General features: G+C 73.0%; 18 protein-coding genes. 4 read left to right on the forward strand and 14 right to left on the reverse strand.

Annotated features, from left to right (window positions below; all coding sequences use genetic code 11):
• Positions 1–9: 9 nt before the first annotated feature.
• From AB0H21_RS30950 to AB0H21_RS30970, 5 genes are read right to left on the reverse strand one after another with little or no spacing between them, the layout of a single operon-like run.
• A complete protein-coding gene (locus AB0H21_RS30950) occupies positions 10–1,503 on the reverse strand; it encodes a hypothetical protein (RefSeq protein WP_358523620.1) in 1,494 nt (497 codons plus the stop codon).
• A gap of 1 nt (position 1,504) precedes the next feature.
• Complete coding sequence (locus AB0H21_RS30955) at positions 1,505–2,344, reverse strand: FHA domain-containing protein (RefSeq protein ID WP_358523622.1); 840 nt, start codon at positions 2,342–2,344, stop codon at positions 1,505–1,507.
• A gap of 3 nt (positions 2,345–2,347) precedes the next feature.
• Positions 2,348–3,637: a VWA domain-containing protein gene (locus AB0H21_RS30960; protein ID WP_358523625.1), complete on the reverse strand. Its 1,290-nt coding sequence runs from the start codon at positions 3,635–3,637 to the stop codon at positions 2,348–2,350.
• Positions 3,630–4,556, reverse strand: coding sequence for a PP2C family serine/threonine-protein phosphatase (locus AB0H21_RS30965; RefSeq protein WP_358523700.1), 927 nt, complete (start codon positions 4,554–4,556; stop codon positions 3,630–3,632). The genes AB0H21_RS30960 and AB0H21_RS30965 overlap by 8 nt, the downstream gene beginning before the upstream one ends.
• A gap of 5 nt (positions 4,557–4,561) precedes the next feature.
• Positions 4,562–6,667 carry a tetratricopeptide repeat protein gene (locus AB0H21_RS30970; protein ID WP_358523702.1) on the reverse strand — a complete coding sequence of 702 codons (2,106 nt, stop codon included), beginning with the start codon at positions 6,665–6,667 and terminating at the stop codon, positions 4,562–4,564.
• Between AB0H21_RS30970 and AB0H21_RS30975 the strand changes: the two genes are divergently transcribed.
• A complete protein-coding gene (locus AB0H21_RS30975; RefSeq protein ID WP_358523627.1) occupies positions 6,657–7,022 on the forward strand; it encodes a hypothetical protein in 366 nt (121 codons plus the stop codon). The genes AB0H21_RS30970 and AB0H21_RS30975 overlap by 11 nt on opposite strands.
• Here the strand turns inward: AB0H21_RS30975 and AB0H21_RS30980 are convergent.
• The 3 genes from AB0H21_RS30980 to AB0H21_RS30990 form a co-directional block, all read right to left on the reverse strand.
• A complete protein-coding gene (locus tag AB0H21_RS30980; protein ID WP_358523629.1) occupies positions 6,997–8,187 on the reverse strand; it encodes a hypothetical protein in 1,191 nt (396 codons plus the stop codon). The two genes, AB0H21_RS30975 and AB0H21_RS30980, sit on opposite strands and share 26 nt — an antisense overlap.
• Positions 8,188–8,407: 220 nt before the next feature.
• Complete coding sequence (locus AB0H21_RS30985; protein ID WP_358523631.1) at positions 8,408–8,620, reverse strand: hypothetical protein; 213 nt, start codon at positions 8,618–8,620, stop codon at positions 8,408–8,410.
• A 78-nt stretch (positions 8,621–8,698) separates the two neighbouring features.
• Positions 8,699–9,721 (reverse strand): GTPase, encoded by a 1,023-nt coding sequence (locus AB0H21_RS30990; RefSeq protein ID WP_358523634.1) that lies wholly within the window; start codon positions 9,719–9,721, stop codon positions 8,699–8,701.
• Positions 9,722–9,902: 181 nt separating this feature from the next.
• On the opposite strand from AB0H21_RS30990, the gene AB0H21_RS30995 reads away from it, so the two are divergent.
• On the forward strand, positions 9,903–13,382 hold the full coding sequence (locus AB0H21_RS30995; RefSeq protein WP_358523636.1) for an AAA family ATPase: 3,480 nt from the start codon (positions 9,903–9,905) through the stop codon (positions 13,380–13,382).
• Between the two features lie 534 nt (positions 13,383–13,916).
• Here AB0H21_RS30995 and AB0H21_RS31000 read toward each other — a convergent pair.
• The 3 genes from AB0H21_RS31000 to AB0H21_RS31010 form a co-directional block, all read right to left on the reverse strand.
• Positions 13,917–16,715: an AAA family ATPase gene (locus AB0H21_RS31000; RefSeq protein WP_358523638.1), complete on the reverse strand. Its 2,799-nt coding sequence runs from the start codon at positions 16,713–16,715 to the stop codon at positions 13,917–13,919.
• Positions 16,716–16,937: 222 nt separating this feature from the next.
• On the reverse strand, positions 16,938–17,474 hold the full coding sequence (locus AB0H21_RS31005) for a hypothetical protein (protein WP_358523641.1): 537 nt from the start codon (positions 17,472–17,474) through the stop codon (positions 16,938–16,940).
• A gap of 74 nt (positions 17,475–17,548) precedes the next feature.
• Positions 17,549–17,980, reverse strand: a complete 432-nt coding sequence (locus AB0H21_RS31010) for a hydroxyisourate hydrolase (protein ID WP_358523643.1) — start codon at positions 17,978–17,980, stop codon at positions 17,549–17,551.
• Between the two features lie 336 nt (positions 17,981–18,316).
• On the opposite strand from AB0H21_RS31010, the gene AB0H21_RS31015 reads away from it, so the two are divergent.
• Together AB0H21_RS31015 and AB0H21_RS31020 are read left to right on the forward strand one after the other, a co-directional pair.
• Complete coding sequence (locus AB0H21_RS31015; RefSeq protein ID WP_358523646.1) at positions 18,317–18,571, forward strand: hypothetical protein; 255 nt, start codon at positions 18,317–18,319, stop codon at positions 18,569–18,571.
• 423 nt (positions 18,572–18,994) lie between these two features.
• Positions 18,995–22,072 (forward strand): BTAD domain-containing putative transcriptional regulator, encoded by a 3,078-nt coding sequence (locus tag AB0H21_RS31020; RefSeq protein WP_358523649.1) that lies wholly within the window; start codon positions 18,995–18,997, stop codon positions 22,070–22,072.
• A 251-nt stretch (positions 22,073–22,323) separates the two neighbouring features.
• Here the strand turns inward: AB0H21_RS31020 and AB0H21_RS31025 are convergent, their stop codons facing one another.
• The 3 genes from AB0H21_RS31025 to AB0H21_RS31035 form a co-directional block, all read right to left on the reverse strand.
• Positions 22,324–23,352 carry a LacI family DNA-binding transcriptional regulator gene (locus AB0H21_RS31025; RefSeq protein ID WP_358523652.1) on the reverse strand — a complete coding sequence of 343 codons (1,029 nt, stop codon included), beginning with the start codon at positions 23,350–23,352 and terminating at the stop codon, positions 22,324–22,326.
• A 331-nt stretch (positions 23,353–23,683) separates the two neighbouring features.
• Positions 23,684–25,330, reverse strand: a complete 1,647-nt coding sequence (locus AB0H21_RS31030; RefSeq protein ID WP_358523654.1) for an amidohydrolase — start codon at positions 25,328–25,330, stop codon at positions 23,684–23,686.
• A 101-nt stretch (positions 25,331–25,431) separates the two neighbouring features.
• Complete coding sequence (locus tag AB0H21_RS31035; protein ID WP_358523656.1) at positions 25,432–26,916, reverse strand: aldehyde dehydrogenase family protein; 1,485 nt, start codon at positions 26,914–26,916, stop codon at positions 25,432–25,434.
• Positions 26,917–26,931: the final 15 nt, after the last annotated feature.

The raw sequence follows: 26,931 nt of genomic DNA on the forward strand, positions 1-26,931 counted from the left end.
ACGTTCCCTTCAGCGGTACTCGGCGAGCCGGGGCCGGACACCGGCGAGGACCAGCACGATGGCGACCAGCACGGCCACCGGGGGCAGCCAGTTCCACCCGCCGAGGGCGCCGTCGCCGTCGGCCACGGCGTCGTCGAACGCCGTGCGGTGCAGGCCGGTCAGCTTGACGAGCGCCTCGTCGTACTCGCCGAAGGCCGGTCCCATGACCCTGCCGACGGCGTCGCGGCGCGCCCCGCCCGTGGCGACCTGGCGTATCTGCTGGTCGTTGCGCTGGAACGCCTGGTAGAGGCGCAGCACGCGCGCGACGGCGGCCTCCTGCCCGGGAAGGCTTCCGCCGGAGGCCTCGGTGCCGTAGAACCCGAGGAAGGTGACCTTGCCGGGGTAGGCGGCCACCGCCGAGTCCAGCGCGGCGTAGTACTTGTCCAGGTTGCCGCCGGGCACGTAGAGCACGCTCTGCGACTTGTCGAGGTACACCTGCTCGTAGGTGTCGGCCCGTTGCGGGTCCAGCAGGTAGCGGATCTCGTCGCCGTGCAGGGTGTTGCCGATGGCGCGGGCCCGCGACAGGGCGAGGACGGAGTTGAAGCCGTCCTCCTTGGCGGACGTCAGCGCGTTGCCCTCGTGCTGCAACACGACCACCCCGGCGAGGGTGAGCGCGCCGACGACGGCGGTGGCCACCAGCAGCGGCAGGTTGAGCGTGCGCCGGAAGCCCCGGCTCAGGAAGACCTGGAGCGCGACGAGCGCGGCCAGCGCGATCAGCCCGGCGAGGCCGACCCACAGCCGCCCGGACTGCACCGAGGACAGCTCGGCGAGGTAGGAGTGCCGGACGATGGTGGCGCTGTCGAGGGTGAGGTTGTAGGCCTGGGGCAGGAGCTGGAGCCGCATCAGGTCGGTGGCCTCGCGGTACTCCCGGAGCACCTCGGCCGGCGGCGGCCCGGCGCTGTGGCCGGACTGCTCGTCCAGCAGCAGGGCGCGGGCGGCGAGCCGCTCGTAGCGGCCGAGCCCGTCCAGCAGCGCGCGTACGGTGGTCTGCCCGGTGGCGTCGCCGCCCGCGAGGTCGGCGGCCTGGAGCACCGCCCCGTCGGCCTGCGCGCGGCGCTGCTCGTAGCGGTCGAGCATGCCCTGGCGGCCCGCCTGGAACCCGGGGTCCCTGCCGGTGAGCAGCAGCCCGGCGACCTGCGCGTCCATGTCGCTGAGCGCGAAGTACAGGTCGGCGGTGGCGACGACCTGCGGGCCGGCGGTGTGGCCGATGACCTGCAGGCCGTCCCGGGCGTGCCCGACGGCCAAGGCGACCGCGCCGAACACCAACAGGACGGTCGCCACGACCAGGCCCGTGAGCAGGCGGATCCAGCCGGGCACGGTGCGCACGCGGGTGACCCGGCGCCGCGACGGGGAGCCGGCGACGGAGCCGGGCACCGGGACGGCGACCGTGCCCGGCGGCGTGGCGGGATCGGGGGGCGCGGCTTGCGCGGGGGCGGGGGCCGCGGGGGGACCGGCGATCGTCATGTCAGCCCTTCCGCACGGTGAGGAGGGTCCAGGCGCCGACGTGGACGCGGTCGCCGTCTTGGAGCGGGACCGGCACGTTGACCTCGATGAGCTTGCCGTTCACCAGCGTGCCGTTGGCGGAGCCGGGGTCGACGATCTGCCAGCTCCCGTCCGGCTGGGCGAGCAGCACGGCGTGCAGGTGCGACACACCGGGGTCCTCGGGCGGCTCGGACAGGTCGATCTCGGGCACCATGGGCCGCGACTGGCGCCGGCGGCCGATGCGCGTCTCGGGGCCGCGCAGCGGCACCCGGCGCTCGGGGCAGTAGGGCGGGAACGCGACCCTGGCCGCGTCCGGGCCACCCTGGGCGATCATGCTGTCGTAGTGCGCGCGGTCGGCGGCGATCACCGCGATCCAGCCGCCCGCGGGTGGCGGGGCGGGCGCGGGTGGCGGGGCGGACGCGGGAGGCGGCGCCGTGCGGTACGACGAGGAGGGCGGGGGCGGCTGCCATCCGGGCTGGGCGGGCCGCCAGGGCTGGGCCGGCTGCGCGGGCTGCCACGGCGGGGGCTGCGCGGAGGAGCCGGTGGGGGGTGCCTGCTGGGCGGGACGAGCGGCCTGGGACGGGGCGGCGCCCGACCCGCCGAGCACGAAGTCGTACCCGCAGTTCTCGCAGAACCGGCCGGTGCGCGGGGCCCCGCAGTCGGGGCAGGGCCCGTCCCCGCCGCCGGAGGCCCCGGAGGTGCCGGCCGGCGCGGCGGACGACGCCGCGGGCACGCCCCCGGCGGACGCGCCCGTGATCCGCGCGCCGCAGGTGTCGCAGTACTCCTCGTCGGAGCTTTCATGCCCTTCTGGGCAGATGGCCATCGCTCAGCTCTCCGGGTCCTTGCGCATGCGGACGGTTCGGACGGAGCGGGTGTCGAGTGCGATCTCATCCGCTTTGTCAACGACACGCTTGAGGCGGGCGGTTCCCGTCGCGGGGTCGATGTCGATGACCTTGTCGAGCAGCTTGGCGGTCTCCTCGTTACCGGCCTGCTCGGCGATGCCGCGCGCCTTGCCGAGCCGCGCGGTGGCCGTCTCGACGTCGCCGTCGTTGCGCGCCTGCAGGCCCTCCTGGATGAGCGAGGCGAGCTCCTGCTGGCCGGTGTAGTGGGCGACGCGGGGGTTGATGCGCGTGGACTGGGCGGGGTCGTCGCTCCACTGGGCCAGGATGTTCCCGCCGGCCATGACCTCCCCCGTGGAGGGCTGGACCAGCTTGACCAGGGCGGCGCGCATCTCCTGGCCGACGTTGCCCGCGGGCACGCTGACGCTGATGTGGTACTCGCGGGTCTCGCCGCCCCACGCGCCGGTGGGGTAGTCGCCGGTGAGGGCGTCCACGTCGGTGCGGCGGCCGGTCAGGTCCTCCAGGGTGGGCGACACCTGCTTGACGAAGTTCAGCGTCGCCGCGCGGGGCGTCCACACCCGCAGGGCGATGTCGGCGACGGTCTTGCCCATCGCGGCCTCGGTCATCGCCCGGAAGTCGGCCTCCAGTTCCTCGGGCCTGCGGACGTCCATCACGCTGCCGAGCAGGGTGGAGCCGATCCTGCGGACCTCGGCGACCACCCAGTCGGTGCCGACGCCGCGGCAGTCGCAGACGAACTTCCCTGCCGAGTAGGCGAGGTTGGCGTCGAACTCGGGGGCCGGCTCGTGCTCGTTCTTGCCGTCGGTGAGCAGGATGGCGTGCCTGATGGCACCGGGGTGGTCGGCCTGGTGGGCGCTGAACAGATCGGCGGCGCGGCGCAGCCACCGCCCCATGGCGGTGCCGCCCTCAGCGCGCAGGAGGGCGATCGCCTCCTTGGCGGCCTGACGGCTCTGGAAGTCGGCGGGGACGAGCCGCCCCGAACCCGGGAAGATCACCTCGGCCTGGTGGTTGCCGGAGATCACGGCGAAATGGACGCCGTCGCGCAGGGTGTCCACGGCGGCCTGCGCGGCCTTGCGCGCGTCGTTGATCTTGCCGTAGGACATGGAGCCCGACGTGTCGATGATGATGACCTCGGCCGCCTCCGCCACGGAGGAGCTCTGGACCGGCCCGCTCGCCTCGGCCGTGATGATGCCGTGGACCTCCTGGCTCCCCGCGGGCAGGTACTTGTTCTGGTCCACGCGGATGGTGAAGTCAGTCACTTCTCTCCTTCGGGAAAGCCACCGTGGTGTCCGTCCGATCCCCCTGGCCGAACGGGATGATCGCCACGGTGATGTTGTCGTGGCCTCCCGCCTCGATGGCCAGGCGTACGAGCCGCCGCGCCGCCACGAGAGGGGTGTCGTTCAACGCCGTGGCGGCCAGCGCCTCCGGCTCCGGGTAGTAGTTCCACAGGCCGTCACTGCACAACAGCACCGCGCCGGGGCCGTCGGTGGTGAACGTCCTGACGTGCGGGACGACCTCGCCGGCGTCGGCGCCGAGCCAGGCGGTGAGCATGTGGGTGCCGGGGGTCGCGTCGTCCTCGGTCAGCAGCGCCGACTGGCCGCCGAGCCAGTACGCGCGGCTGTCGCCCACCCAGCCGACCGTGACCTGCCGCCCGTGGACGATCGCCGAGACGTAGGTGCACGCCGGGGAGTCCTCGCCCGGGGCGGCGGAGGCGGCGACGGCGTCGGCGGCCAGGCGGACGGCCTCGCGGGTCGCGGCCCGCGCGTCGTCGCCGTCGGCCAGCCTCTTGACGATGGCCGCCGCCGCGACGTCGGCCGCCGCCTGGGACGCCTCGTCGGGGCGGGGCGAGGTGGACACGCCGTCGCAGACCACCGCGACGACCGCGCCCTGGCCGCCGGGCAGCAGCGCCATCGCGTCCTCGTTGCGGCTGTGGCGCAGGCCGCGGTCGCTCACGGCGGCCGAGTACGCCGCCTCGATCTCGACGTGGTCGCGGCCGGTGGGCTGGAGCATGCCGCAGTTCTCGCAGTAGCCGTCGGGCCCCACCGCCGAGGCCCCGCAGGCAGTGCACGGGCCGGCGGGAACGGACGGGACGGACGACAGGTCGTGCCCGCAGCTCTCGCAGAACGCCTCGCCGGCCAGGACGCGGGTGCCGCACGCGGGGCAGGCGCCGCTCACCATGCCTCTCACCACAGCGTCCTCGGGCGCACGGAGTTGGCGCGGCCGATCAGCGCGTAGCGGTCCTCGGTGGACCCGGCCGACCGGGCGAGCGCGCGGTACACCCGCTCCAGCTCGCCGCGCAGGCCGCGCTCGTTCAGCGGCGTGCCGAGCAGCGTTCCGGTGCCGGTGACGGACTGGCCGGTGACGAACCGGGCGAGCGCGCTCTCCAGGACCTCCGAGGCCAGGCCGTCGCGGTCGCGCGAGTCGAGTTTCAGCACGCGCAGCCGCTCGCCCGCGGAGAGCAGCTCGGGCTCGGCCGGGGCCTGGCCGCGCACGATGACCGCGACGGCGGCGACCTGCGCGGCGGTGCGGTGGATGGAGGTGGGCGGCACCTCGTCCAGGGCGTGGATGGCGTCGGCCCGGTCGTCGTGGGCGAGCGCGATACGGCCGAGCCCGAAGCAGGCGCTGACGTAGGAGCGGTCGGTGCGCCAGACGGCGGCGAAGTGGCGCGCGGCCTCGGCGCCCGCCCCGGCCGCCTCCAGGGCGAAGGCCAGGGCCAGCCTGGGCGCGGGCTCGCCGGGGAACCAGGAGTAGAGCCCGTCGAAGAACCGCGCGGCCATGGCCGGGTCCCCTGAGGCCAGCTCGGCGACGCCGCGGTACCACCACAGCCGCCAGTCGCCAGGCAGGTCCGCGGCCGCGGCGGCGTACAGCGAGTCGGCCACGGGTCGGCCGAGCTCGCTCAGCACCCGGATCAGCGCGAGCTTGGTCTCCGGGGTGGGCGGCGCGGACTGCAGGACGGCGATCAGCTCGTCGGGGCTGCCGGAGGTGAGCCCGGCGAGGAACCCGGCGGCGGGGTCGAGCGGGTCGACCAGGGGCGCGGGGAGCGAGGACGCGGCGTCGAGGCGGTCCAGCGGCCCGAACACCCGGCCGGTGCTCGCGGCGGCGAGCTCGGTGCCGACCGCGCCGCGCTCGGGGCCGAAGACGCCGGACTGCGCGGGATGGGGCCTGCCTTCCTCCTCGGCCCTGGTCTCGCGCAGCACGCCGACGAGCTGCTCGGTCATCTCGGCGGCGCTCTCGAACCTGCGGGCCGGGTCGGGGTCGGTGGCGCGGCGCAGGAAGCGCATGAACGACTCGCGGCCGACGCCCATGTCGGGCAGCGGGGCCGGCTCGCCTCCGCTGGTGGGGCTGAACGGGAAACTCAGCACGGCGAGGGTGCGGCCGACGGTGTACAGGTCGGAGGCGATCGACGGGCCCTGCGCGGCGATCTCGGGGGCCTGGTAGCCGATGGTGCCGTAGATCGCGCTGTCGGGGTCGTCGAGGCGGCGGACGGCGCCGAGGTCGATGAGCTTGAGCTGCTCCTCGACCTGGATCACGTTGGCGGGCTTGAGGTCGCAGTACAGCATGCCCCGGTCGTGCAGGTAGCCGAAGGCGCGCAGGATCTCCAGCCCGTAGGCGATGACCTGGGACAGCGGCAGCGCCTGGCCGTTGGAGGTCTCCCTGAGCCGCTTGCGCAGCAGGTCCTGCAGGGACTCGCCGCCGACGTACTCCATGACGATGTAGCCGACCATCGTCCCGGTGCCGGGGTCGGGGTGGCTCACGAAGTTGAAGATCTTGACGATGTTGGGGTGGTCCATCGCCGTGAGGTAGCGCCGCTCGGCCTCGGCGGCGGCGAGCGCCTCCAGGTCGCCGGTGTCCAGCAGGCCCTTCATGACGACCCAGCGGCCGTCGAGGTTGCGGTCGGCGGCCAGGTAGATCCAGCCGAGGCCGCCGTGCGCCAGGCAGCCCTTGACCTCGTACTGCCCGGCCACCAGGTCGCGGGGGTGCAGTTTGGGGGTGAACGAGAAGCGCTGGCCGCAGTGCGGGCAGAAGCCTTCGGGACGTCCGGGGCGCCCGTCCCTGCGGCGGCCGACGGGCTTGCCGCAGTCGGGGTTGCCGCAGAAGCGGCGGTCCTCCGGGACGACGGGGTCGGCCATCACGACAGCGGAGGGGTCCCGGTAGGGGACGGGGGGAACCTCGACCAGGCCCATGCCGAGCATGCCGCGCCGCGAGCGGGTGCTGCCGCGGCGGGAGCCGCGGGTGCTCGGCGCGGCGCCGGACGCGCCGGTGGCGAGCGTGCCGCCGATGGACGGCATCGTCACCGGGGGCATCGGCGCGGACGGCGAAGGAGCGGAGGGCACAGGGGCCGAAGGGGGCGCACCCGCCGGGGCGGACGGCCACGCCACGCCGGGTCCGCCGGGCGCGGGAGCCGAGGGCCAGGCCACGCCGGACGCGCCGGGGGCCGGCGGGAAACCGGGGCCGCCGGGGCCGGGCGGGACGCCGGGCGCCCACCCGGAGGGGGCGCCCGCCTGCGAAGACGAGGACGGGGCGGGCGCTGGGGCGGACGCCGCGACGGGCGCCATGCCGCAGGTGTCGCAGTACCCGTCCACCACCGTCCCGGCGCATCCGGGCTGCGTGCAGTTGGTCATCCGGCCGCTCCGATCCGCGTGATGGCCCGCTGATATTCGGCGACCGCGACGGTGGCCCGCCGCAGGTCGCATGGCGCCGTCCAGAGCAGGTCGCGCGCCTTGCCGTACAGGTCGGCGAGCGCCATGTCCTCGGCGTGGCCGAGGCGGAAGGCCTTGGCCTGGAAGGCGGACAGCCGCCCGCGAAGCTCGTCGCGGCGGCCGATGAGCCCGCCGAGGGATTCGGCGACGCCCCGGGCCTGGGCCACGGCGTCGTCGGCCGCGCGCTCCATCGCCGAGAGGCGGTCGGCCAGTTCCAGCCAGCGGCCGCCGAGCGTGCCGAGGGCGCCGAGGCGGTCGCGCAGCGCGGGCGCCTGGCCGGGCATCGCGGGCAGGGCCGGTGCGGCGATCTTGGCGAGGACGACGTCGCGGACGCGCAGCGCCTCACGCTCGGCCTCGGCGACCTGCTCGATGCGCTCGCCCAGGCGGCGGGCGCGCACGGCGTAGTCGTCGCGGGCGAGCACGGCCCGGTCCAGCGCGGCCCTGCGCGCGGCCACGGCGGCGGCCAGCGCGTCGAGCTCGCCGCGGCGCTCCCGCGAGCCGAGGGGGTCGGAGGTGACGGCGGCGCGCAGGCGGGCGGCCTCGGCGTCCAGGCGCTCCAGGTCGGGGTCGTGGACGTCGAGGTCGCGGGCCAGGTCCCTGGCGGCGGCGCGGGCGGCGTCGGCCCCGTCCAGCACGGGCAGCAGGTCGGTCCAGGCGGCGTCCACGGCGGCGACGGCCGCGGCGACCTCGCGGTAGGCCTCGTCCATACGGGCCAGCAGCACGTCCAGGGTGACGCGCTCACCGGCGGCCTGGAGCAGGGAGCGCTTCTCGACGGGCACGTCGTCGGGCTTGAGCTCGGCCGAGGGGCCGGTGAGCAGCGCGGTGAGGGCGGCCAGGTCGGGCCGGCCCGCGGCCCTGAGCTCCTGCGCGCGGTCCAGGACGCGGCGGTAGGCGTCGAACAGCCACCACAGCGTGACGTACCTGCCCTGGGCCTGCTCCCAGCGGCGGCCGGTCTCGCCGGTGGGCGTCATGCCGGTCAGCAGGCGGTGGCTCGGGTGGTCGTCCAGGTCGAGCAGGTCGCCGGCGACGCGGTCGCGCTCCTCGGTGCGGCGGCGCAGGGCATGGTCGAGCTCGGCCAGACCCATCTGCGGGCCGCCTGCCCCGCGCATGACCAACGCTCCGCGCCTCCCCCGGTACGGGATGGACCAGTCCGTCTACATACACATTCTTTACCTAAACCCGGGGAGTGCGCGCCCCGCGCCGCGACGGGCGAGCCAGGATTCGATCACATACCGGTCACGCGGCCGTCACGGCCGGGGTATTGGCCGGGAATCGGCGGGGAACACGCGCGGAAACGGATGGTGTCCGGGACGGCGGTTCGGGCGCGGGTCAGTGACTGACGAGCCAGTTCCATATGTTGCGCACGACGTCGAACCCCACGTCGGCGACCCTGCCGACGACGCGGGCGACGGCGTTCCTGACCAGGTGCTCGATGGCGGTCTCGTCGCGGTGCTGCACCGCGTCGTCGAGCCGTGCGACGTACTCGGTGTCCTCCCGGCGCCTGGCCTCCACGGCCCGGGTTATGTCGTCGTCCTCGATCATGTCGTGTCCTCGTGTCCGGCCGGGGCGCCCGCCGCGGCGGCGTCGGGGAGTGGTTGCGCGCAGGTGCTCACCGGGGGCTCAGAAGGGCAGCTGGGACAGGTCGAAGGCGCGCGTGCCGCGGATGCCGTCCCACACCAGGAAGTTGCCGTATTCCCGCATCGCGCTGACCGGCACGCCCGCCAGCTCGGCGATGTCGTCCAGCACCCGCTGGAAGCGGAAGATCGCGGTGGGCCCCAGCTTGTTGACGACGTTCACCATCAGCGCGGCGAGGTTGAAGCGGAACAGCGCTGAGCAGGGCAGGACGCGGTGGTTGTCGCGCAGCCGTGAGAAGACGTCCGCGTGCTCGGGGTGGGCGGCGGTGTACCGCTCGCAGACCTCCCGCGAGAAATGCCCCCGGTAGGTGACGGTCTGCCGGTCGAAGCCGAGCCGGTCGTCGCGCACGGCGAACTCGCCGTTGTTGTAGGTGTGGGCGCTCAGCAGGTCGCCCCAGGGTTCGACGACCATCTGCTCGAAGTGGGCCGCCTTGACCTCCATGCGGCCGGCGAGGGGCCGGCTGGGGACGAACGAGCCGCGTTCCCCGCGCATGTCGAAGATCCACGGCGGCGGGGTGAGCAGGTCGGCCTTGGTGAGGACGTGGGTCACCTTGCCGACGATCCGCCGCCGCGCCCCGGGGTCCGCGTCATCGAGGAGGCGGCGCAGATGGCGGGCCTCGTGGTCGGTGCAGCGGCTGTCGGCGTGCATGGCCCAGATGACGACGTCGCACTCGGCCAGTTTCTCCAGGTACATCGCGCGATAACCCGCGTCCAGATCCTCCGAATCCCCTAGTCCCGGCATATCCCAGAATGTCAACGTGTGGCCGGAATTACTGGGAACAGAGATGGCCTGAGGTTCGCGGGTGGCGGGCTTCACGTCCCCCACGGGGAAGTGTGTCCCGAACAGAACGTTGAGCAGAGAGGACTTTCCCACGCCGCTCTGCCCCATGATCGCAACACTTAGGGCTTTATTCGCCTCGGTGTCACGTTCGCGGCGTACGCTCTGTCTGACACGGTCGAGTTGATGCTCGTCGAGCGCGTCGACCGAGATCAGTTCGGTCCTTGCCACGGGCTCACCTCGGGTCATAGCGTTGACAACGTCACGGCGCTCACGGCGTTGACGGCGCTCCCGGCGTCCGCGACCCCATGGCTCCACGACTCTTTTTGCCACCGGCCCCATCGTGGCCAATGATCCTTGCGATGTCCTTGCGGGGAAGGCCGTCGAGTGAGAATCGCGAACCGATCCGGCGGTGAATGTGGCGGAATTCGACATCAGAGTCCTCGGCGAGGTCGCGATCCTGGCGGACGGAACGCCGAGGAAACTCCTCCCCCAGACGGCCAAGGCCCTGGCAATGCTGCTCTCCTCCAGGAACCCCGTCCCCCAGGACACCCTCGCCGCCGCGCTCGGCCAGGGCCCCGACTGGCCGGTGCCGGACGTGGCGCCGCCGCTTTCCCGGCTGAGACAGGCACTCACCGGGGCGAACCTGGACATCCCTCCCGCCAAGTGGTCCCACGCCTACGAACTGGTGGAGAAGGAGCCGGGCGTCCTCGCCGCCGCCCTGGACGCCTCCCGGTTCGAGGCGAAGCTGCGCGAGGGACGGGAGCTGTACGAGTCCGGTGACCTCGCCGCCGCGCTCGCGTGCCTGCGGGCCGCGGCCGGCGAGTGGCGTGGGGCGCCGTTCGCCTCGCTGGCGGCCGGGTGGTCGCTGCCCTGGGTCTGCGAGACCCACCGCGCCCGGCTGGAGGAGCTGCGCACCGAGCTCGTACGCCTGGTCGCCCGCATCGCCCTGCGGCTCGGCCGCCACGAGGACGCGGCGTTCCTCAGCGAGGGCGCGGTGGGCGAGGGGCACGAGGACACCACCGCGATGTGGCTGCTGCGCTTCCTCACCACCCTGGGCGAGGACGGCGGGGCCGCCGCCCGGCGCCTGGCCGAGGCGCGCCGCGCCCACGCCCCCGGCGACGAGGCCGTCCGGCGCGCCGAGGACCTGCTGGCCCTGTACGAGCACGGCTTCGACGTGCGCACGCCCCTCGGCGCCGATTCCGGCCTCGCCGAGCAGGGCGGGCCCCGGGAGGTGGTCGGCCGTGAACGGGAGCTCCGGGAGCTCTCGCGCCTGATCGGGCGGCTGGGCGGCGGGGACTCCGCCGCCCTCGCGCTGTGCGGCGCGGGCGGCATCGGCAAGACCCGCCTGCTGCGTGAGGCGGCGCGCCTGGCCGCCGGGGCGCGCGTGCGCGCGGTCACCGTGATGTGCCGGCAGGAGGACGGCCTGCAGCCGTGGCGCGAGCTGGCCGGCACCCTGTGGAGCCACGTGCGCCGCGACCTGGCCGCGCCCGCCGACCCGATCGGCGCCCAGGAGCGTGGCACCCTCGCCAAGCTCATGTCCGCCGCCGCGCTGGACTCCCCCGCCCGGCCCGGCCATGAGCGCGACCCCCGGGAGCTGACCTTTCTGCTCACCGGCCTGCTGCGCCGCGCGGCCGGGCCTGGCCTGCTGGTGGCCTTCGACAACGCCCACCTGCTCACCGGGTACGCCGAGGAACTGCTCCAGCATGTGCGCAGAGGGCTCGGCGCCGCGCCCGTGGGCTTCCTGCTCGCCACCCGTACACAGGCCGCGCACTGGCAGCCGGTCATGGACACGCTCACGCTCGCCCCGCTCACCGTGGAGGAGGTGGGCCGGTGGCTGGGGCGCGCGTGGGGCCGCGAGCCCACCGCCGACGAGACCAGGCAGGCGGCGCGCGTCACCGACGGCGTCCCGCTGGAGCTGTACAACCTCACCGAGTACGGCGAGCCCCGTCCCGCGCCCGCCCGCGCCGAGCCCGCGGGTACCCCGGCCTTCCGCTGGCTGGCCGCCGCCGCGATCACCGCGGTGGGCCTGGACATCGACGCCGCCCTGGTCACCCGCATGCTCGGCCTGCGCCCGGAGGAGGCGGACCGCGACCAGGCGCTGGCCGCCGCGGGCAACACCGTCCTGGTCCACGACCGGCTGTGCTTCCCGCACGACCGGTCCCGCGAGGCCGTCCTCGACGGCCTCAAACGCGACCCCGCGCTGGCCAGGGACCTGCACCGGCGGGCCTTCGAGGCGCTCACCGAGCGCATGACCGGCGGCGGCTGGGTCGACCCGGCGCTCCCGGTGCGGGTCGCCCGGCACGCCCGCGCCGCCGGGGCCGGCCTGCCGCAGGAGCGCGTCGCCGCCGCGTGCCTGGACGCGGCCCGCGCCGAGCAGCGCGGGTTCGGCGTGGACAGCGCGGTCGGGTGGGCCCAGGCCGGGCTGTTGCTGCGGTGCGACTCGGCGACCCGCGTGGGGCTGCTGATCACCCTCGGCGACGCGCTCAGCGACGTCGGCGAGATGGACGAGGCGGGCCGCCGCTACCAGGCCGCGTACGAGGCCGCCGAGGGGCTGCCCGAGCTGGCCGCCGCCGCGGCGATCCGGCTCGCCCGCCGGTGGTCGGCCCCCGGGCAGGCCGACCAGCAGCTCGTCCACCTGCTGCGCGGCGCGCTGGCCGCCCTCGGCGACGGGCCGGGCGCGCAGGCCGCCGAGCTGCGCCTCCAGTTACGCGCCCATCTGGCCAAGAAGCGGACGATGGCCGTCAGCCCCAGCGCCGGCGCCGTCCCCGCCGGGCCGCCGCCGGAGGTCGAGCTCGCCCGCGCCACCCTGCGCGAGCTGCCCGAGGACGGCGACCCGCTGGTGCGCTGCGAGGTGCTGAACGAGTGCCGCTGGGCCCTGTTCGACCACGCCTACCCCAGCGAGCTGATCGGCATCTCCGCCCGCCTGCGCGAGGCGGGCATCGGCGCGGGGTCGGCGTACTTCCAGAGTGAGGGCATGGTGGCGCTGGCCGTCGACCAGCTCAGGCTCGGCCTGCTGCCCGACGCGCTCGGCACCGTGGACGACCACCGCAGGCACGTCGCCCGCAACCCCCGCGCGCTCGGCCCCTGGCTCCAGGCGACCCTCGACACCGTGATGGACCTGTGGGGCGGCGACTTCACGCGGGCGCGGGAGCGCCTGATGGGCGAGTCGCTCGGCATCGTGCAGGAACTGGCCAAGGGCCAGGCCATGCCCGCCGAGACGCTGCAGCAGACCTGGATGGGCCAGTACTTCTGGCTGCTGCGCGAGCGGGGCGCGATGTCCGAGCTGTTCGACGGGGGCCTGGCCACCCAGATCGAGCAGCACGGCTACTTCCCGGTCTGGCGGGCCGCGCACGTGCTCGCCCTGTGCGAGACCGAGCGGTACGACGAGGCCGCCGACCGGCTGGCCGCCGTCGTCCGCGACACCGCGGGCCTGTCCGCGCTGCCGCCGCACGGCTGGACGGTGCCCACGCTGGCGGTGCTGGCCGATGCGTGCGCGATGATCGCCGAGGCGGGCGCGGAGGGGGCCGAGACCGACGGCCACGTACGCCTGCTGCGCGAGCGCTTGGCCGCCTACCCCGGGGAGATCGTGCTCGCCGGGTGGCCGACGGTGCTGATCGGGCCGACGGCGCGGTTCCGCGGCGTCCTGGCGACCACGGCGGGCGACGCCGAGGACGCGCTGCGCTGCTTCGACGAGGCCAAGCGCCTGGTGTCGGGCGCGCCGCCTCACATGGCCCGCATCCAGCTCGACCGCGCCAAGGCCCTGCGCCTCCTGGACCCCTCCGACCCGGCCGGCGAGGCCACCCGCCTCCTCCACCGCTCCCTACGCCAGTCCACCCGCCTAGGCATGACCCGCCTGACGAAAGAGGCCCGCGCCCTCCTGACCACCTGACCACAGCCCCGGCCCCGACGCCATCTGGGCCGGTTGCGGACCGTAATGGGGCGCATGGCCATGCCGCCGCCGAGCCGCTATGCCGACATCGCCGGCCGCGTTCCCGGGGCGCGCGGGCGGCCGGGGTGCGGGGGCGGCCGGGGTGCGGGGGCGGCCGGGGTGCGGGGGCGCGGGTGCCTGGGGTGCGGGGGCGCGGGTGCCTGGGGTGCGCGATAGCGCGATAAGCGGAAACAGGGGTTCCGCACGGGTGACAAGGTGCGGACGGTGCGTGGGGGGATCCGCCGGGCGCGGGTGCCGGGCCTATGCCGGGCACGGGGTGCGCGGGTGCCGGTCGTGTGCCGGGCACGTGGGGCGGGGGCGATCCGTTCGGGCCCGCGTCGCCGCTGAGCGGCGGTGGCACAGGCCGGCGACTTCTCCCGCGAGGACCTCGTCTCGCGCGGAGCGGCCTGTGCTCGGGCCTCTTGCGTTCCGGCCCGGGGCCGGAGCGTCCTCGGAAGCGCTCCGATCCAAGCGCGTCCGGGGAAGGCGTGTCTGTCAGGCGGGCATCGAGGTGCCGAGCTGCAACGTGGAAGGCAGTTCGGCCCTGCTGGTGATGTCGAGCTTGCGGTAGGTCCTGGTCAGGTGCTGTTCGACGGTGCTGACCGTGACGTACAGCTTGTCGGCGATCTCCCGGTTGGTGTACCCGGCGGCGGCCAGCACCGCGACCCGGCGTTCGGCGTCGCTCAGGATCGCCGTCACGTCCGTGGTCTCGGTGACGGTCCCCGTCGCGGCGGTGGCACCGTTGCCGTCGCCCTCCCTGGCCAAGGACCTGTGCAGCGGGTCGGCGTGGCATTCCTTGGCGACGGCGCGGGCCCGGCCTCCGATCATGCCGGCCCGCCGGTATTCGCCCAGCGCGTGGAAGGCCTCCGTGAGGTCGGCCAGGACGCGCGCCAGCTCGTACCGGTCTCCCCCCGCCTGCAGGAGGTCGCCGGCCTGGCGCAGCAGCATGGGGCGGTGGCGTGGCTCGCTGGTGGCGGCCAGCAGGCGCATGGCGATGCCGTGCACCCGTGGCGCGCCGTTGCCGCACCGCCTGATCTGCTCCTCGGCCAGACGCCTTGCCTGGTCGGGACGTCCGAGGCGCAGGCACGCCTCGGCGACCTCGGCCCGCCAGGGGATGAGCCAGGGCACGTCCAGGTCCCACTTGCCCATCAGCTCGCCGCACCGCTGGAAGTCCCGCAGCGCGAGCTGGGGGTGGTCGGTGGCGAGGCTGTAGCGGCCGCGGGCGTGCAGGTAGTGCAGGCCCCAGCGGGTCTGGAACATCGCCTCGGGCACGGGCTGGTCGAGCAGTTCGTTGACGGCGTCGTAGTTCCCCATCGCCGTGTAGGCGATGATGAGGCTCGACAGCGGCCCGCCGAGCGCCACGCCCCACCCGCTCAGCGGGATGGTGTCCAGGGCGAGGCGGCCGTGGAACTGCGCGCCCAGCATGTCGCCCTGACGCAGGGCGATCTCGGCCCGGATCGCCGACAGCCGCGCCTGCCTGCTCGGCGCCCACCGTGAGGAGGCCTCGTCGATGAACAGGTCGCACCAGGGCGCCGCCTTGTCGGGCCGCCCCCCGTAGGTGAGCGCGAGCAGGGCGCTCTCCACTGTGTCCATCGACATCTCGTCGAGGCGTGAGCTGCGCAGGATGCGCTCCACGCCTGAGACGATCTCCTCGCGCGGCCCGCGGGTGAGGACGGCGGCGAGCGTGACCGCCGACTCCAGGCGCCGGTAGGCCGCCACCGTCAGGATCGCCGCGCGCGACTGCTCGCTGCTCACCTGGGGCAGGTGGGAGAGGAACGGGGCGTAGGAGCAGCGCAGCCACGGACGGGTGACCACCAACTCGGTGATCGTGTCCGCGTCCAGCTTCTCCCCCGACTCGCTGAGGTGCTTGAGGACGTCCTCGGCGTCCTCAAGCCTGCCGTGCCACAGCAGCGCCTTGGCCAGCACGACGGCGTCGCTTCCCCGCAGGTGCCCGCGGTGCAACGCTTCGGTCAGCTCGGCGAAGTGCCCGGTCGGCGTGCTGGGGTTGATGCGCCACTCGGCCCGCATGAGCGTCGTGGTGATCCTGACCCGCCGCTGGTCGTCGGTGCAGGTCCGACTGGCCATGCGCAGGTACTCGACGGCGGATTCGACCCGTCCGTCGCGCAGGGCGTGCCGGGCCGCGTCCTCCAGGACCTCGACGGTCCAGGGCTCGCCGGACCCTCCGGCGCTGAGCAGGTGGTCGGCGACCTCCGTGGTGGTGCCGCCGCCGTCGTAGGCGAGCCTGGCCGCGCGCCGGTGCAGCTCGGCCCGTTCCTCGACGTCCAGTTCCGTGAGGACGGCGGCGCGCGCCGCCTCGTGGCGGAACCGGCCGCCGGTGAGCAGCCCGGCGGCGTCCAGGGCGTTGAGCTCGCGGGTGACGTACTCCTGGCCCACGTTCAGCAGCCTGGCCAGGAACTCGGGCCGTCCGAGCACCGCGAGACCCCACGCGACCCGCGTCATCTTGGGGTCGGCCCGGTGCAGGCAGGACAGGACGGCCTGCCCGTACCCCTCGCCGGCGACCAGTTCGTCCGGTGGATCGCCTCCGGACGAGCGCATCGCGGCCTCGTAGTCCTCCACGAGCCCGGCGGCCAGCAGCGGGTTGCCCCCGCTGACGGCGTACCACTCGCCGGCGAACCTCTCGGCCGCGCCGGCGCCGAGTTGCTCGGCTACCAGGCTCATCACGCCCGCCGGTGACAGCGGGGCGAGCTGAATCCGGCGGCAGTGCGGCTGGCGCAGCAGCTCGGTGGGGAACGATGTCTCCGCGTACCGCCCGTGGGTGGAGTGGCTGAACACCACGATGATCGAGGCGAACCGCACCCGCCGGGACAGGTAGGCCAGGCACAGCAGCGAGGCCCGGTCGGCGTGGTGGACGTCGTCCACGACGATCATCAGGGGGTAACGCTCGGACAGTTCCAGCAGGACGGTGCACAGGGCATGGACGATCTGCGCGTCGACCTGCTTGGGCGGCTCGCCGTCCGGTTCGGACGAGGTGATGGCGCGGGCGCCCTCCTGCAGCAGCGCCATCGCCCGTTCACGCTCGGCCGGGACCAGCGGCGCGTCGTGGATGAGCTGCCCGAGCACGCCTAACTGCATGTCCCGCTCGGCCAGCGAGCCCGTCGCGGTGACGGGCAGCGCGCCGAGTTCGGCCGCGTGCTCGGCGAATGAGTGAAGTAACTCACTCTTGCCGGTCGCCACGGTGCCGCTCACCAGGGCCACCCGGCCTTTCCCGTTGATAGCGCTGGCGAGTAGTCCCTCCAAGGAGGCCAACGCCTCCTGTCGTTCGATCAGGCTCATGACGAGCCTCCCTCTTTCCCGACGAAAATCACATCCCCGCCGTAAATCGGAAGCCCAGAGAGCGGCCTCCCCCGATACGCGGGTTCAGTGCGTCGCATCCCCGTCCGCCTATTTCGTGCCTGGCCGGGAGCTCCCGGCCGCACGTCGTGGCGTCTTCCGATTGTCCATACATGTCCGATTTCGGCGTTAATGCCCACGTTAAGTTCGGGCACCTTCCGGGCTTTATCGCGTGGCTATCACCGCGCGAACGGCCACTGCGGGATGTGAGGGTCGCGGCGCGGGAATGCCGAGCGGCTCGGCATCCTCCGCCGCGGGTGATGGTCGGGCGGGCGCGGCCATGGTGGCCGCCAGGCGCGCGCGGGTGACCGCGGACCGGACGGCCGGCAGCGCGGCCGTCTCCACGTCCGGGTCGATCCCGGCGCCCCACAGCGTTCCCTCGGGGAGCAGGCACTCCGCGTACACCGCCACCCCGCCGGCCCTGCCGGCACCGGGCGCCGCCCCCGCCGTGCGATGCACCGCGCGCACCTCCACGCCCCACCCGGCCAGGGCCCCCCGCACCCACCGGACGGAGTCGGTGCGCGCGCCGCCGACGTCGAACGGCTCGCCGTCGATGTGGAGCTCGACGGTGACGGACCGGCCGGCGAAGACCAGCGGCAGGGGCAGGGCGGCGTACTCCAGGTACTCGCGGTAGCGGGCCGCGGGCGGCCTGGCCGGTCCCCCGGCACCGGCGGCCGCGCCCGTGGTGTCTCCTGTGGTCACTGTGGGGGTTCCCTCCTCCGCCTGGGGCCTGTCCCCCGGGAAGTCGGGCAAGGACAGGGCGTGGCTCGCGTGGCTCACGTGATCCGGAAATGGGTCGAGTACGAGTACGGGGACAACATCACCTGGATCAGATAGGCGTCGGTCTCGTCCCGCATGCGAAAAGTGACGATTATCTCGGGATAGGCAGCCGTAAGCCCTAACCCGACAAAGTAGTAGTCACTATCGAAAACAATGCGATAAAGCCCACGTTCCAGCTTCTTGTCACGCCACTCGCTGATGCAGCCCTCGCTGTCGGTCTCCGCGTCCGCGAGGTCCTGCCATCGCCCGAGACAGTCCTGCTCCAGGCGCGCCCGCACGCCCGCGGCCGACCGGCCGTAGACGCCGTCCAGCGCCTGCGCCGTAACGCTCATCCCGAGAACCCCATCTGCCGGGTCCGCCATGACGGACAGCTCGACCACCACTGCGATCGCGCGCCGGTCGCCATGGCGCCCCCACTGGCGCGACACGCGCGTGAGCTGCCGGACGGCGTGCGCACATCCGGATTCACCGTCCTTGACCCGACGCGCATGGATCCGGAGCCGAAGATGCCACGGGCACCCCGAGAGTTCCGGCCTTGGGGGTAAGCCTGGCAAATCTCGCTATCGATTCACTTTCGTCCGGCTATTCGGTCCCGGCATTCACCGCCGCCCACTGGGCCCCACGCCTGCGTGCGCCGCTTTCGAGCGACGAAAGGCCCCTGCGGCCCCCGTGCGGGCCACCAATGGCGACCAGTGACCAAAAACCCCCGAATAGCGCCCTGAGCTGGACAAATGCCAGGCGAGAAGAGAACCGATAATGACCGAATGGCGCTGGTTTCTACGTTGTCGGTGTTCGGAACCGACCCGCTGCGGCTCGCCGCAGCACCGCGACACGAGAAGAGGTCAGCAGAGTTGAGTGCTCACACCCGTTCCGCCTTCCGCGTCGCCGTGACCGCGGCCGCCCGGACCACCGGCGCCGACCGCACCGCGCCGGCCGGATCCGCCCGTTCCATCGGGATCGCCGGGACCGCCGCGGGAGCCGCGGCCGTCAAGGGCAGCGGCAACACTCCGTGGGGTTGAGCCTCCGCACGCGCGCCTCACCCGCCTCCGGACGCACCGGAGAGCACTCCCCCGCTCCGCGCCCCGCCGAACCCGGACCCAAAAGGGGAAGAAACACATATAACCGGACATTTCGCCGCATGGGGATGTCCGACATCCGGCTTTTGGTTGCATGCGCAAACACGCATACGAGCTCGGAAAGTCTTCGCAGATTCTCTATAGATCTGAACCACGTATAGTAGTACGATCCAGACATAAGTGACATCGCTATACGTGACGATCCAGCGCCTGGCAGTATCAATGCGCCGGAGTTGCCACGAACCGGCCAATGGTCGATGTTTACTACGGGGCGGATCTCCTGGAATCAGACACCTGTTACCTCTCGCATCGGAGGGTGAGCAAAGTTCCGGATGGGCCGCGGGCTTTCTTGCGAGGAGATGCAGGGTGGAATTCGGGATTCTAGGGGCTCTCGAAGCGTCCGTGGCCGGCCGGAGGCTCGATCTCGGCGGGATCAGGCAGCAGATCGTGCTCGGCGTCCTCCTGCTCGACGCCAACCGGGTCGTCACCATCGGCCGCCTCATGGAGGCCATCTACGGCGACGAGCCCCCGACGACCGCCCGGGCCCAGGTCCAGATCTGCATCAGCTCGCTGCGGCGCCTGTTCGCCGCCAGCGGCAGCCCCGACATCATCTCCACGCAGTCCCTCGGCTACGCCATCCGGGTCGCCGCCGACGAGATCGACGCCCAGCGCTTCGAGAGCCTCGTCCAGCGGGCCCGGCGCGCCCGTGAGAGCCGCAACGTCAACGAGGCGATCCGGCACTACCGCGAGGCGCTGTCGCTGTGGCGGGGGCCGGCCCTGGACGGCATCGACAGCAGGCTGGTGCAGTCGGCGGCCAGCAGGCTCGCCGAGGACCGCATCACCGCCAACGAGGACTGCATCCAGCTGGAGCTCGACCTCGGGCGCCACCACGAGCTGGTCGGCGAGCTGACCGAGCTGACCGAGGAGTACCCGCTGCGCGAGCGTCTGCGCGGCCAGCTCATGACCGCGCTGTACCGCTCGGGCCGCCAGGCCGAGGCCCTCCAGGTGTACCGCAACGCCCGGCGCACCATGATCGAGGAGCTGGGCATCGAGCCCAACGAGCGGCTCCAGCGGCTGGAGCACGCGATCCTCACCTCCGACGAGAGCCTGGCCCCTCCCGCCCAGCCGGAGCGGGTGGAGGTGCAACCGGCGCCGACCGTCCCGAACGTCCCGGGCATGCTGCCCACCGACATCGCGGACTTCACCGGGCGCACCAAGCAGATCGAGGACATCCGGCAGCGGCTGATGCTCGCCTCGGAGGACCGCTCGCGCTTCGCCGTCCCCATCATCGTGATCGTGGGCAAGCCCGGCGTCGGCAAGACCACCGTCGCCGTCCACGCCTCCCACAGCGTCGGCGACCGCTTCCCCCACGGCCAGCTCTTCGCCGACCTGCACGGCGCCGCGCCGCGGCCCACCAGCCCCATGCAGGTCCTCGAACGCTTCCTGCGCGTCCTCGGCGTGTCGGGCACGGCGATCCCCGACGGCCTGGAGGAGCGGGCCGAGATGTACCGCGCGCTGCTCGCCGACCGCCGCATGCTCATCGTCCTCGACGACGCCGGCAGCGAGAGCCAGGTGCTGCCCCTGCTCCCCGGCAACCCGGCCTCGGCCGTCATCATCACCAGCCGCAGCCGCCTGGCCGGGCTGGCCGGGGCCGTCCACGTCGACGTGGAGATCTTCGAGTCCGACCAGTCGGTCAACCTGCTGTCGCGCATCGCGGGCATCGAGCGCGTGCAGTCCGAGATCGAGGCCGCCGAGGCCCTGGCCGAGCTGTGCGGGCACCTGCCGCTCGCGCTGCGCATCGCCGGCGCGCGCCTGTCGGCCCGGCCGCACTGGAGCATCGAGCAGCTCGTCAGCCGCCTGGAGGACGAGACGCGGCGGCTGGACGAACTGAAGCACGGCGAGATGGGCATCCGGGCCAGCATCTCGCTGACCTACGACAGCATCACCGAGGACGCGCGCCGCCTGTTCCGCCGCCTGACCATCCTCGACTCCCCCGTCTTCTCGGCGTGGGTCAGCGCCGCGCTGCTGGACCGGCCGCTGGCCGAGGCGCAGGACCTGCTGGACGACCTGGCCGACGCCCAGCTCATCGAGACGACCGGCGTCGGGTACGGCGTCCACAGCCAGTACCGCTTCCACGACCTGCTGCGCGTGTTCGCCCGGGAGCGCCTGGCCGCCGAGGAGACCCCGGCCGAGCGCGGCTCCGCCCTCGCCCGCGTGCTCGGCGGCCTGCTCTACCTGGCCGAGGCCGCGCACCGCAGGGAGTACGGCGGGGACTACGTCCAGATCCACAGCGGCGCCCTGCGCTGGCCGCTGCCGGAGAAGCTCGTCGGCCAGCTCGTCGCGGCGCCCCTGCAGTGGTACGAGCGCGAGCGGTCGATGCTCGTCTCCGGCATACGCCAGGCCGCGCAGGCGGGCTTCGTCGAGCTGTGCTGGGACCTGGCGATCAGCTCGGTGACGCTCTTCGAGTCGCGGGTCTACCTCGACGACTGGCGGGAGACCCACCAGATCGCGCTGACGGCCGCCCGGCAGGCCATGGACAAACGCGGGCAGGCGGCGATGCACTACTCGCGCGGCTCGCTCTACATCACCGAACAGCGCTTCGGCGACGCCCGCTGCGACTTCGAGGCGGCCGTCCAGTTGTTCGAGGAGGTCGGGGACAGGCAGGGAACGGCCCTGGTCATCAGGAACATCGGGTTCCTGGATCGGCTGAGCGGGCGGTTCTCCGACGCAGAGGCACATTACAAACGGGCCCTGGAGATCTTCCGGAGCACCGAGGACCAGGTCGCGTCGGCGTACGTCCTGCACAACCTGGCCCAGCTCCGCCTGGAGTTCGACGACCTGCCGGGGGCCCAGCGGCTGCTGACCGAGGCGCTGGAACTGAGCCGCACGAGCGGCAGCAGGCGGGTGGAGGCGCAGGTCCTCCACCGCATCGGCCATACCTACCTCCAGTCCGACCAGCCCGCGCTGGCGGCGGAGGTCTTCAACGAGGCGCTGACCGTCGTGCGCAACATCGGTGACCCCACCGGCGAGGCGTACACCCTGCACGGCCTCGGCATCGCCCGGCTCCGGCGAGGGGAGCTGGCCGACGCCGCGAGCGCGCTGCACCGGTCGCTGATGCTGGCGAGCACGTCCAGCGAGCAACTCGTGGAGGCCCGGGTGCAGCTCGGGCTGGGCGAGCTCGCCATCGCGCAGGTGGACGCCACGCAGGCCGTCGTCCACTTCGAGCAGGCGCTGTCGTTGTTCCGCGCCATGCACATGCCGCTGCTGGAGGCCCGCACGCTGATCTCCCTCAGCGGGGCGCAGCACGACGCCGGGGACGGCGAGGCGGCGCAGGACTCGCTGGCGCGGGCGCTGGCGCTGACCGACAAGATGGACGCCCCGCTCGCCCAGCAGATGCGCGCGCAGCTCAACCAGATGATCGACGAAAAGAAGCACAACGGCTGACGGACGCGCGCCCGCCGGGCCACGGTCCGGGCCCGCGGCAGGGCCGGAACCCTCACAAGCCGCTTGCAGAACGCGACGTCTCCCGGCAACACTGCTTACATGAGCCGCAAATAAACGACGTCGTTCCGGCTGTCCGTGTGAACGGGGGCTTTCACGCGGGGAGGACGGGCCGCCCCGGCCGTGCGGCCGCCCCCGCGTGGAGCGTTACACGGCGGCGGCCCGTCCTGCCGTCCGTACCCTGCCCGGTCTCGTCACACGGCCGCGGCCAGCGCCCGGGCCCTGACCGGCGCGGTCGAGCCCCGGACCACCAGCTCGGGCTCGAACAGCAGCTCCTGCGCGGTGACGGACGCGCCCTCGATCTGCCCCACCAGCAGCGTGACCGCGGCCCGGCCGACCGCCTCGATCGGCTGCCGCACGGTCGTCAGCGGAGGGTTCGTGCAGTTCATGAACGCCGAGTCGTCGTAGCCGACCACGGACACGTCCCCGGGCACGGAAAGGCCCAGGCGGCGCACCGCGCGGATCGCTCCAAGAGCCTGGGGGTCGCTCGCGCAGATGATGCCGGTGAACCCCTGCCGGACGAGCCGGGCCGCCGCGGCCTGGCCACCCTCGACCGAGAACAGCCCCCGCTCCACCGTCTCGGGCCCCACGTCCACGCCGGCCCGCCGCGCGGCCTCGGTGAACGCCATCAGCTTGCGCAGCGAGGGGACGTGGTCGCGCGGGCCGAGCACCAGGCCGATGCGCTCGTGGCCGAGCGACAGCAGGTGGCCGAACGCCTGCTCGACCGCCACCGCGTCGTCGGTGGCCACGCAGGGGAAGCCGAGGGCCTCGCTGGCGGCGTTGACCAGGACGACCGGCAGGCGCAGCTCCAGCAGCCGCCGATAGTGGTCGTGGGGGGCGTCGGCCTCGGCGTAGTGGCCGCCGGCGAAGACCACGCCCGAGACCTGCTGGTCCAGCAGCATCTCGACGTAGTCGGCCTCGGACAGCCCGCCGGCCGTGCGCGTGCACAGCACGGGCGTGAAGCCCCGCTGCGCCAGCGCGCCCCCGACGACCTCCGCCAGGGCGGGGAAGATCGGGTTGCCCAGTTCGGGCAGCACGAGCCCGACCAGGCGCGCCCGCTCCCCCCGCAACTGGGACGGCCGTTCGTAGCCCAGCACGTCCAGCGCGGTCAGCACCGCGGCGCGCGTGGACTCCGACACCCCGGGCTTGCTGTTGAGCACCCGGCTGACCGTGGCCTCGCTGACCCCGACCTTCTTAGCAACTTCCGCAAGTCGTCGTGTCATGGCGCAAGGATACTGTAAAAAATAACGCAAGCCGGTGACAGCATCATGAGTTGGCATGCGGGTCATCCGACGGCCACGTGAAGGCCTCCCGGCAAGGCCGAACGGCCCCGCCGAGACGTCACCACAGCTCGGACCCATACCGCCCGCCCAAGCGGGCCGGGCTCCCGATTCCCCTGGTCCGGCGGTGAATCCGCGCTGGAACCGGCCTTCCACAGAGGTGCGTTAACATTCCGGCAATATTGCGCAATGCCGTCGACTTATTGCATCGACGATGCTAACCACCCCGCCCGGCGCGACGCCGAGAAGCCGTCGCCGCCACGCCGGTCGGACCTCACGCCGGCAGTCCGTACGGTTTGGGAGCGTGAACCTCCTTGCCGTCCACCCAGGTCGCCGTGACGTGAATCCGGCCGATGTCCTCGACCGCGACCGCTGTGGGGTCGTCGGAAAGTACGACGAAGTCGGCCGCCTTACCGACCTCGAGAGAGCCGATGATGTCGTCCAAACCGATCGAGTGGGCGGCCCACGTGGTGTACATCCTGAGCGCCTCGTGGGCCGTGACCGCCTCCCGCTCGTCCAGCAGCTCCCCGCCGCTCGCCCGGCGCTCCACCGCCGCCTGCATGGCCGGGAACGGGTTGTGCTGGTCGGCCGTGATTCCGATCGCATCGGAGTTGCCGGGCACGGGCAGGCTGGAGTCGATCAAGGTGCGGAACGGCATCACCGTGCCGATGCGCTCGGCGCCCAGGTGCGCCAGGTAACCGGTGGCCGTGGTGAGCAGGAACGCCGGCTGGGGGACCGGGACGATGGCCGCCTCGGCCATCCTCTTGATCCGCTCGGCGGTCATGAACATGTTGCCCGCGTGCTCGATGCGATGGCGGATCACTCCCCGCCGATGGGCCGGCAGTGCCTCGACGGCGGCGATCGCCTGGTCCAGGGCACGATCGCCGATGGCATGCATGGCGATCTGCAGGCCGTTCTCGTCCGCGAGCGCGACCAGACGACACACTTCTTCGTCCGTGTAGGCGAGCTCGCCACGGTAGCCCGGCCGTTCGGGGTAGTCCTCGTGCAGTGCCGCGGCGCCCGCGGTGAGGCCGCCATCAAGGAAGATCTTGATGCCTCCCAGCGACAGCCGCTCGCGGTCGATTCCGGAGAAGCGCTCCTTGAGCGTCCCCGAGCGCACGTCCGCGTCGCTCAGCACGGTGGGGAGCTTGGGGTAGGCGACGGCACGCAGACGCAGCTCCGTGCTCTCGGCGTTCTCGATCAGCGCGTCCAGGGCGTGGGTGTGCAACTGGATGTCACCCACGGCGGTGACGCCCACGGCCGAGTACCGCTCTTCGGTTTTGCGCATGGCGGCGGCGAGCACGCCGACCGGCGCCTGAGGGCCGTTGAGCGGCGCGAACATGTCGTAGGTGCGCCCCGTGGCCACCCCGGTCTCGGGGTCACGCTCGATTCGGCCGCCGGGAGCGTCGGGGGTGTCGTCGTCGACGCCGAGCATGTCCAGCGCGAGGGAGTTGAAGACGTTGATGTGGTAGCTCGCGCGGTAGATCACCGGGTGCCGGGTGCTCACGCGGTCGAGGTCGTGGCGGTCGGGGTAGACACCCTCGGCCAGCTTCAGGTGCTGGTAGTGCTCGCCCTGGCCGAGGATCCACTCCCCCTCGGGAACGTCGCGCGCCGCCTCGGCCAGTACGGCGACGATCTCCCGCACCGACCCGACCCGCGTCGACCGTACGTCGACGGCCACCTCCCACGCGTAGGCGAGCATCTCCAGATGGGAGTGCGCGTCGATCAGGCCGGGCACCACGGCCGCCCCGCCGACGTCGATGACCCGGGTTCGCTCGCCGGCCGTGGCGAGGACCTCCTGGTCCGTGCCGACCGCGATGATGCGTCCGCCACTGAAGGCGAACGCGCCGGCGACCGTGCTGTCGCCGTCCATCGTGATCACGCGTGCGTTCACCACGCAGATGTCGGTTTCTCCGGTCACGCTGAGTCCCTCCTCAAGGGTGCGCTGCGTTGCGCTGGGGTCATGCCGGGTCGGTCGGTTCCCGGCCGCGGCCACGCCGGTGGGCGGATCCCGCGGGCGCGTCACTTGGCGAGCTGGATCGTCTTCAGCTCCAGAAACTCCTCCACGCCCGCACGCCCGCGCTCACGGCCGAGGCCACTTGCCTTCATGCCGCCGAAGGGAAGCTGCGGCTCGCTCGTCAAGGCGCCGTTCACCGCGACCGAGCCGGCCCTCAGTGCTCGCGCGATGCGGAGCCCGCGGTCGGCGTCACCTGTGAAGACGTACGCGGCGAGGCCGTACTCGGTGTCATTGGCCAGCGAGATGGCCTCGGCCTCATCCCGGCAGGTCACCACCGCCAGCACCGGCCCGAAGATCTCCTCGGAGAACACCGCCGGCTCCTGCCCCCCCTGCGCGGTCAGGACGGCCGGCCGCACGAAGGCGCTCACCGCGTTCTCCTTCAGGCGACCGCCTCCGGTGGTCAGTTCCGCGCCCTGCGCCACGGCCCGGTCGATCTGTGTCTCGATGCGCTCCACGGCGGCCAGGTCGATGAGCGGGCCGAGGTTCGTGTCGTCGCGCCGTGGGTCGCCCACGTTGAGCGCGCGCACCGCCATGCCCAGCTCGGCGAGCAACGCCTCGGCGACGCTCTCCACCACGTAAACACGGTTGGCGGCCACGCAGGCCTGCCCCGCGTTGAGGTAGCGGGCCTGGACGAGCCGGCTCGCGGTGGCGGCGATGTCAGCGTCGTCGAGGACCACCACGGGCGAGTTGCCGCCCAGTTCGAGGAGCACTCGCTTGATCGACGCCGCGGCCTCGCGCATGAGCAGCTCGCCGATCGCCCGGGAGCCGGTGAAGCTGATGCAGTCGACGCGGGCGTCGTGCAGGAAGACCTGTCCCGCCGAGGCCGGATCACTGGTCGGAACGACGTTGAGCACGCCGTCGGGCAGGCCGGCGGCGTGCAGGGCACGCGCGATGAAGAGTGCCGTCAGCGGGGTCTGCTCGGCCGGCTTGAGCACGACCGTGCATCCCGCGGCGAGGGCCGCACCCACCTTGCAGGCCACCATGAAGGCGGGGAAGTTCCAGGGGGTGATCGCCGCGACGACGCCGACGGGCTCCGCGACGACGATCGCGTCCCGGGTGGGGGTTATCTCGGGCCAGGCTTCCCCCGGAAGGCGCAGCGTCTCGTGGCTGAACCATTCGAAGAAGCGGACCGTGTTGTGCGCCTCGCCCAGCGCTTCCCTGACAGGCTTGCCGGTCTCGGCCGAGATCAGCTCGGCCATCGCCGACACGTCACGGCGGAGTGCGTCGGCACCGTCCCTGAGGACCTCGTACCGCTGCCACGCCGGGGTGTGGCTCCAGCTCTCCCGGGCGGCGTGCGCGGCGCTCACGGCGGCGGCGACATCGTCGCCCGTCGCGTCGGCGACGTGGGCGAGTACCTCGCCGGTGGCCGGATCGTGAACCGGAAAGCGCCGATCACCCGAGGCCGGGCGCGTCCGGCCTCCGATGAACAACTCCTGCGCGGCGTTCTCGCCCGCACCCGCCTCGACGGCGCCGTTCGCCTTGGTTCCCATGTGTTTCTCAGTCTT

The sequence above is a fragment of the Sphaerisporangium sp. NPDC051011 genome (genome assembly GCF_040653595.1).
Classification (GTDB): Bacteria; Actinomycetota; Actinomycetes; order Streptosporangiales; family Streptosporangiaceae; genus Sphaerisporangium.

Bases quoted from the DNA above. Each gene is read 5' to 3' on its own strand.
- AB0H21_RS31000 (WP_358523638.1), bottom strand. From the start codon at position 16,715: ATGAGCCTGATCGAACGACAGGAGGCGTTGGCCTCCTTGGAGGGACTA.
- AB0H21_RS30965 (WP_358523700.1), bottom strand. From the start codon at position 4,556: ATGGTGAGCGGCGCCTGCCCCGCGTGCGGCACCCGCGTCCTGGCCGGC.
- AB0H21_RS31025 (WP_358523652.1), bottom strand. From the start codon at position 23,352: ATGACACGACGACTTGCGGAAGTTGCTAAGAAGGTCGGGGTCAGCGAG.
- AB0H21_RS30955 (WP_358523622.1), bottom strand. From the start codon at position 2,344: ATGGCCATCTGCCCAGAAGGGCATGAAAGCTCCGACGAGGAGTACTGC.
- AB0H21_RS30985 (WP_358523631.1), bottom strand. From the start codon at position 8,620: ATGATCGAGGACGACGACATAACCCGGGCCGTGGAGGCCAGGCGCCGG.
- AB0H21_RS30970 (WP_358523702.1), bottom strand. From the start codon at position 6,667: ATGCCGTCCATCGGCGGCACGCTCGCCACCGGCGCGTCCGGCGCCGCG.
- AB0H21_RS31035 (WP_358523656.1), bottom strand. From the start codon at position 26,916: ATGGGAACCAAGGCGAACGGCGCCGTCGAGGCGGGTGCGGGCGAGAAC.
- AB0H21_RS30980 (WP_358523629.1), bottom strand. From the start codon at position 8,187: ATGCGCGGGGCAGGCGGCCCGCAGATGGGTCTGGCCGAGCTCGACCAT.
- AB0H21_RS30950 (WP_358523620.1), bottom strand. From the start codon at position 1,503: ATGACGATCGCCGGTCCCCCCGCGGCCCCCGCCCCCGCGCAAGCCGCG.
- AB0H21_RS30975 (WP_358523627.1), top strand. From the start codon at position 6,657: ATGGACGGCATCGTCACCGGGGGCATCGGCGCGGACGGCGAAGGAGCG.
- AB0H21_RS31015 (WP_358523646.1), top strand. From the start codon at position 18,317: ATGGCGCTGGTTTCTACGTTGTCGGTGTTCGGAACCGACCCGCTGCGG.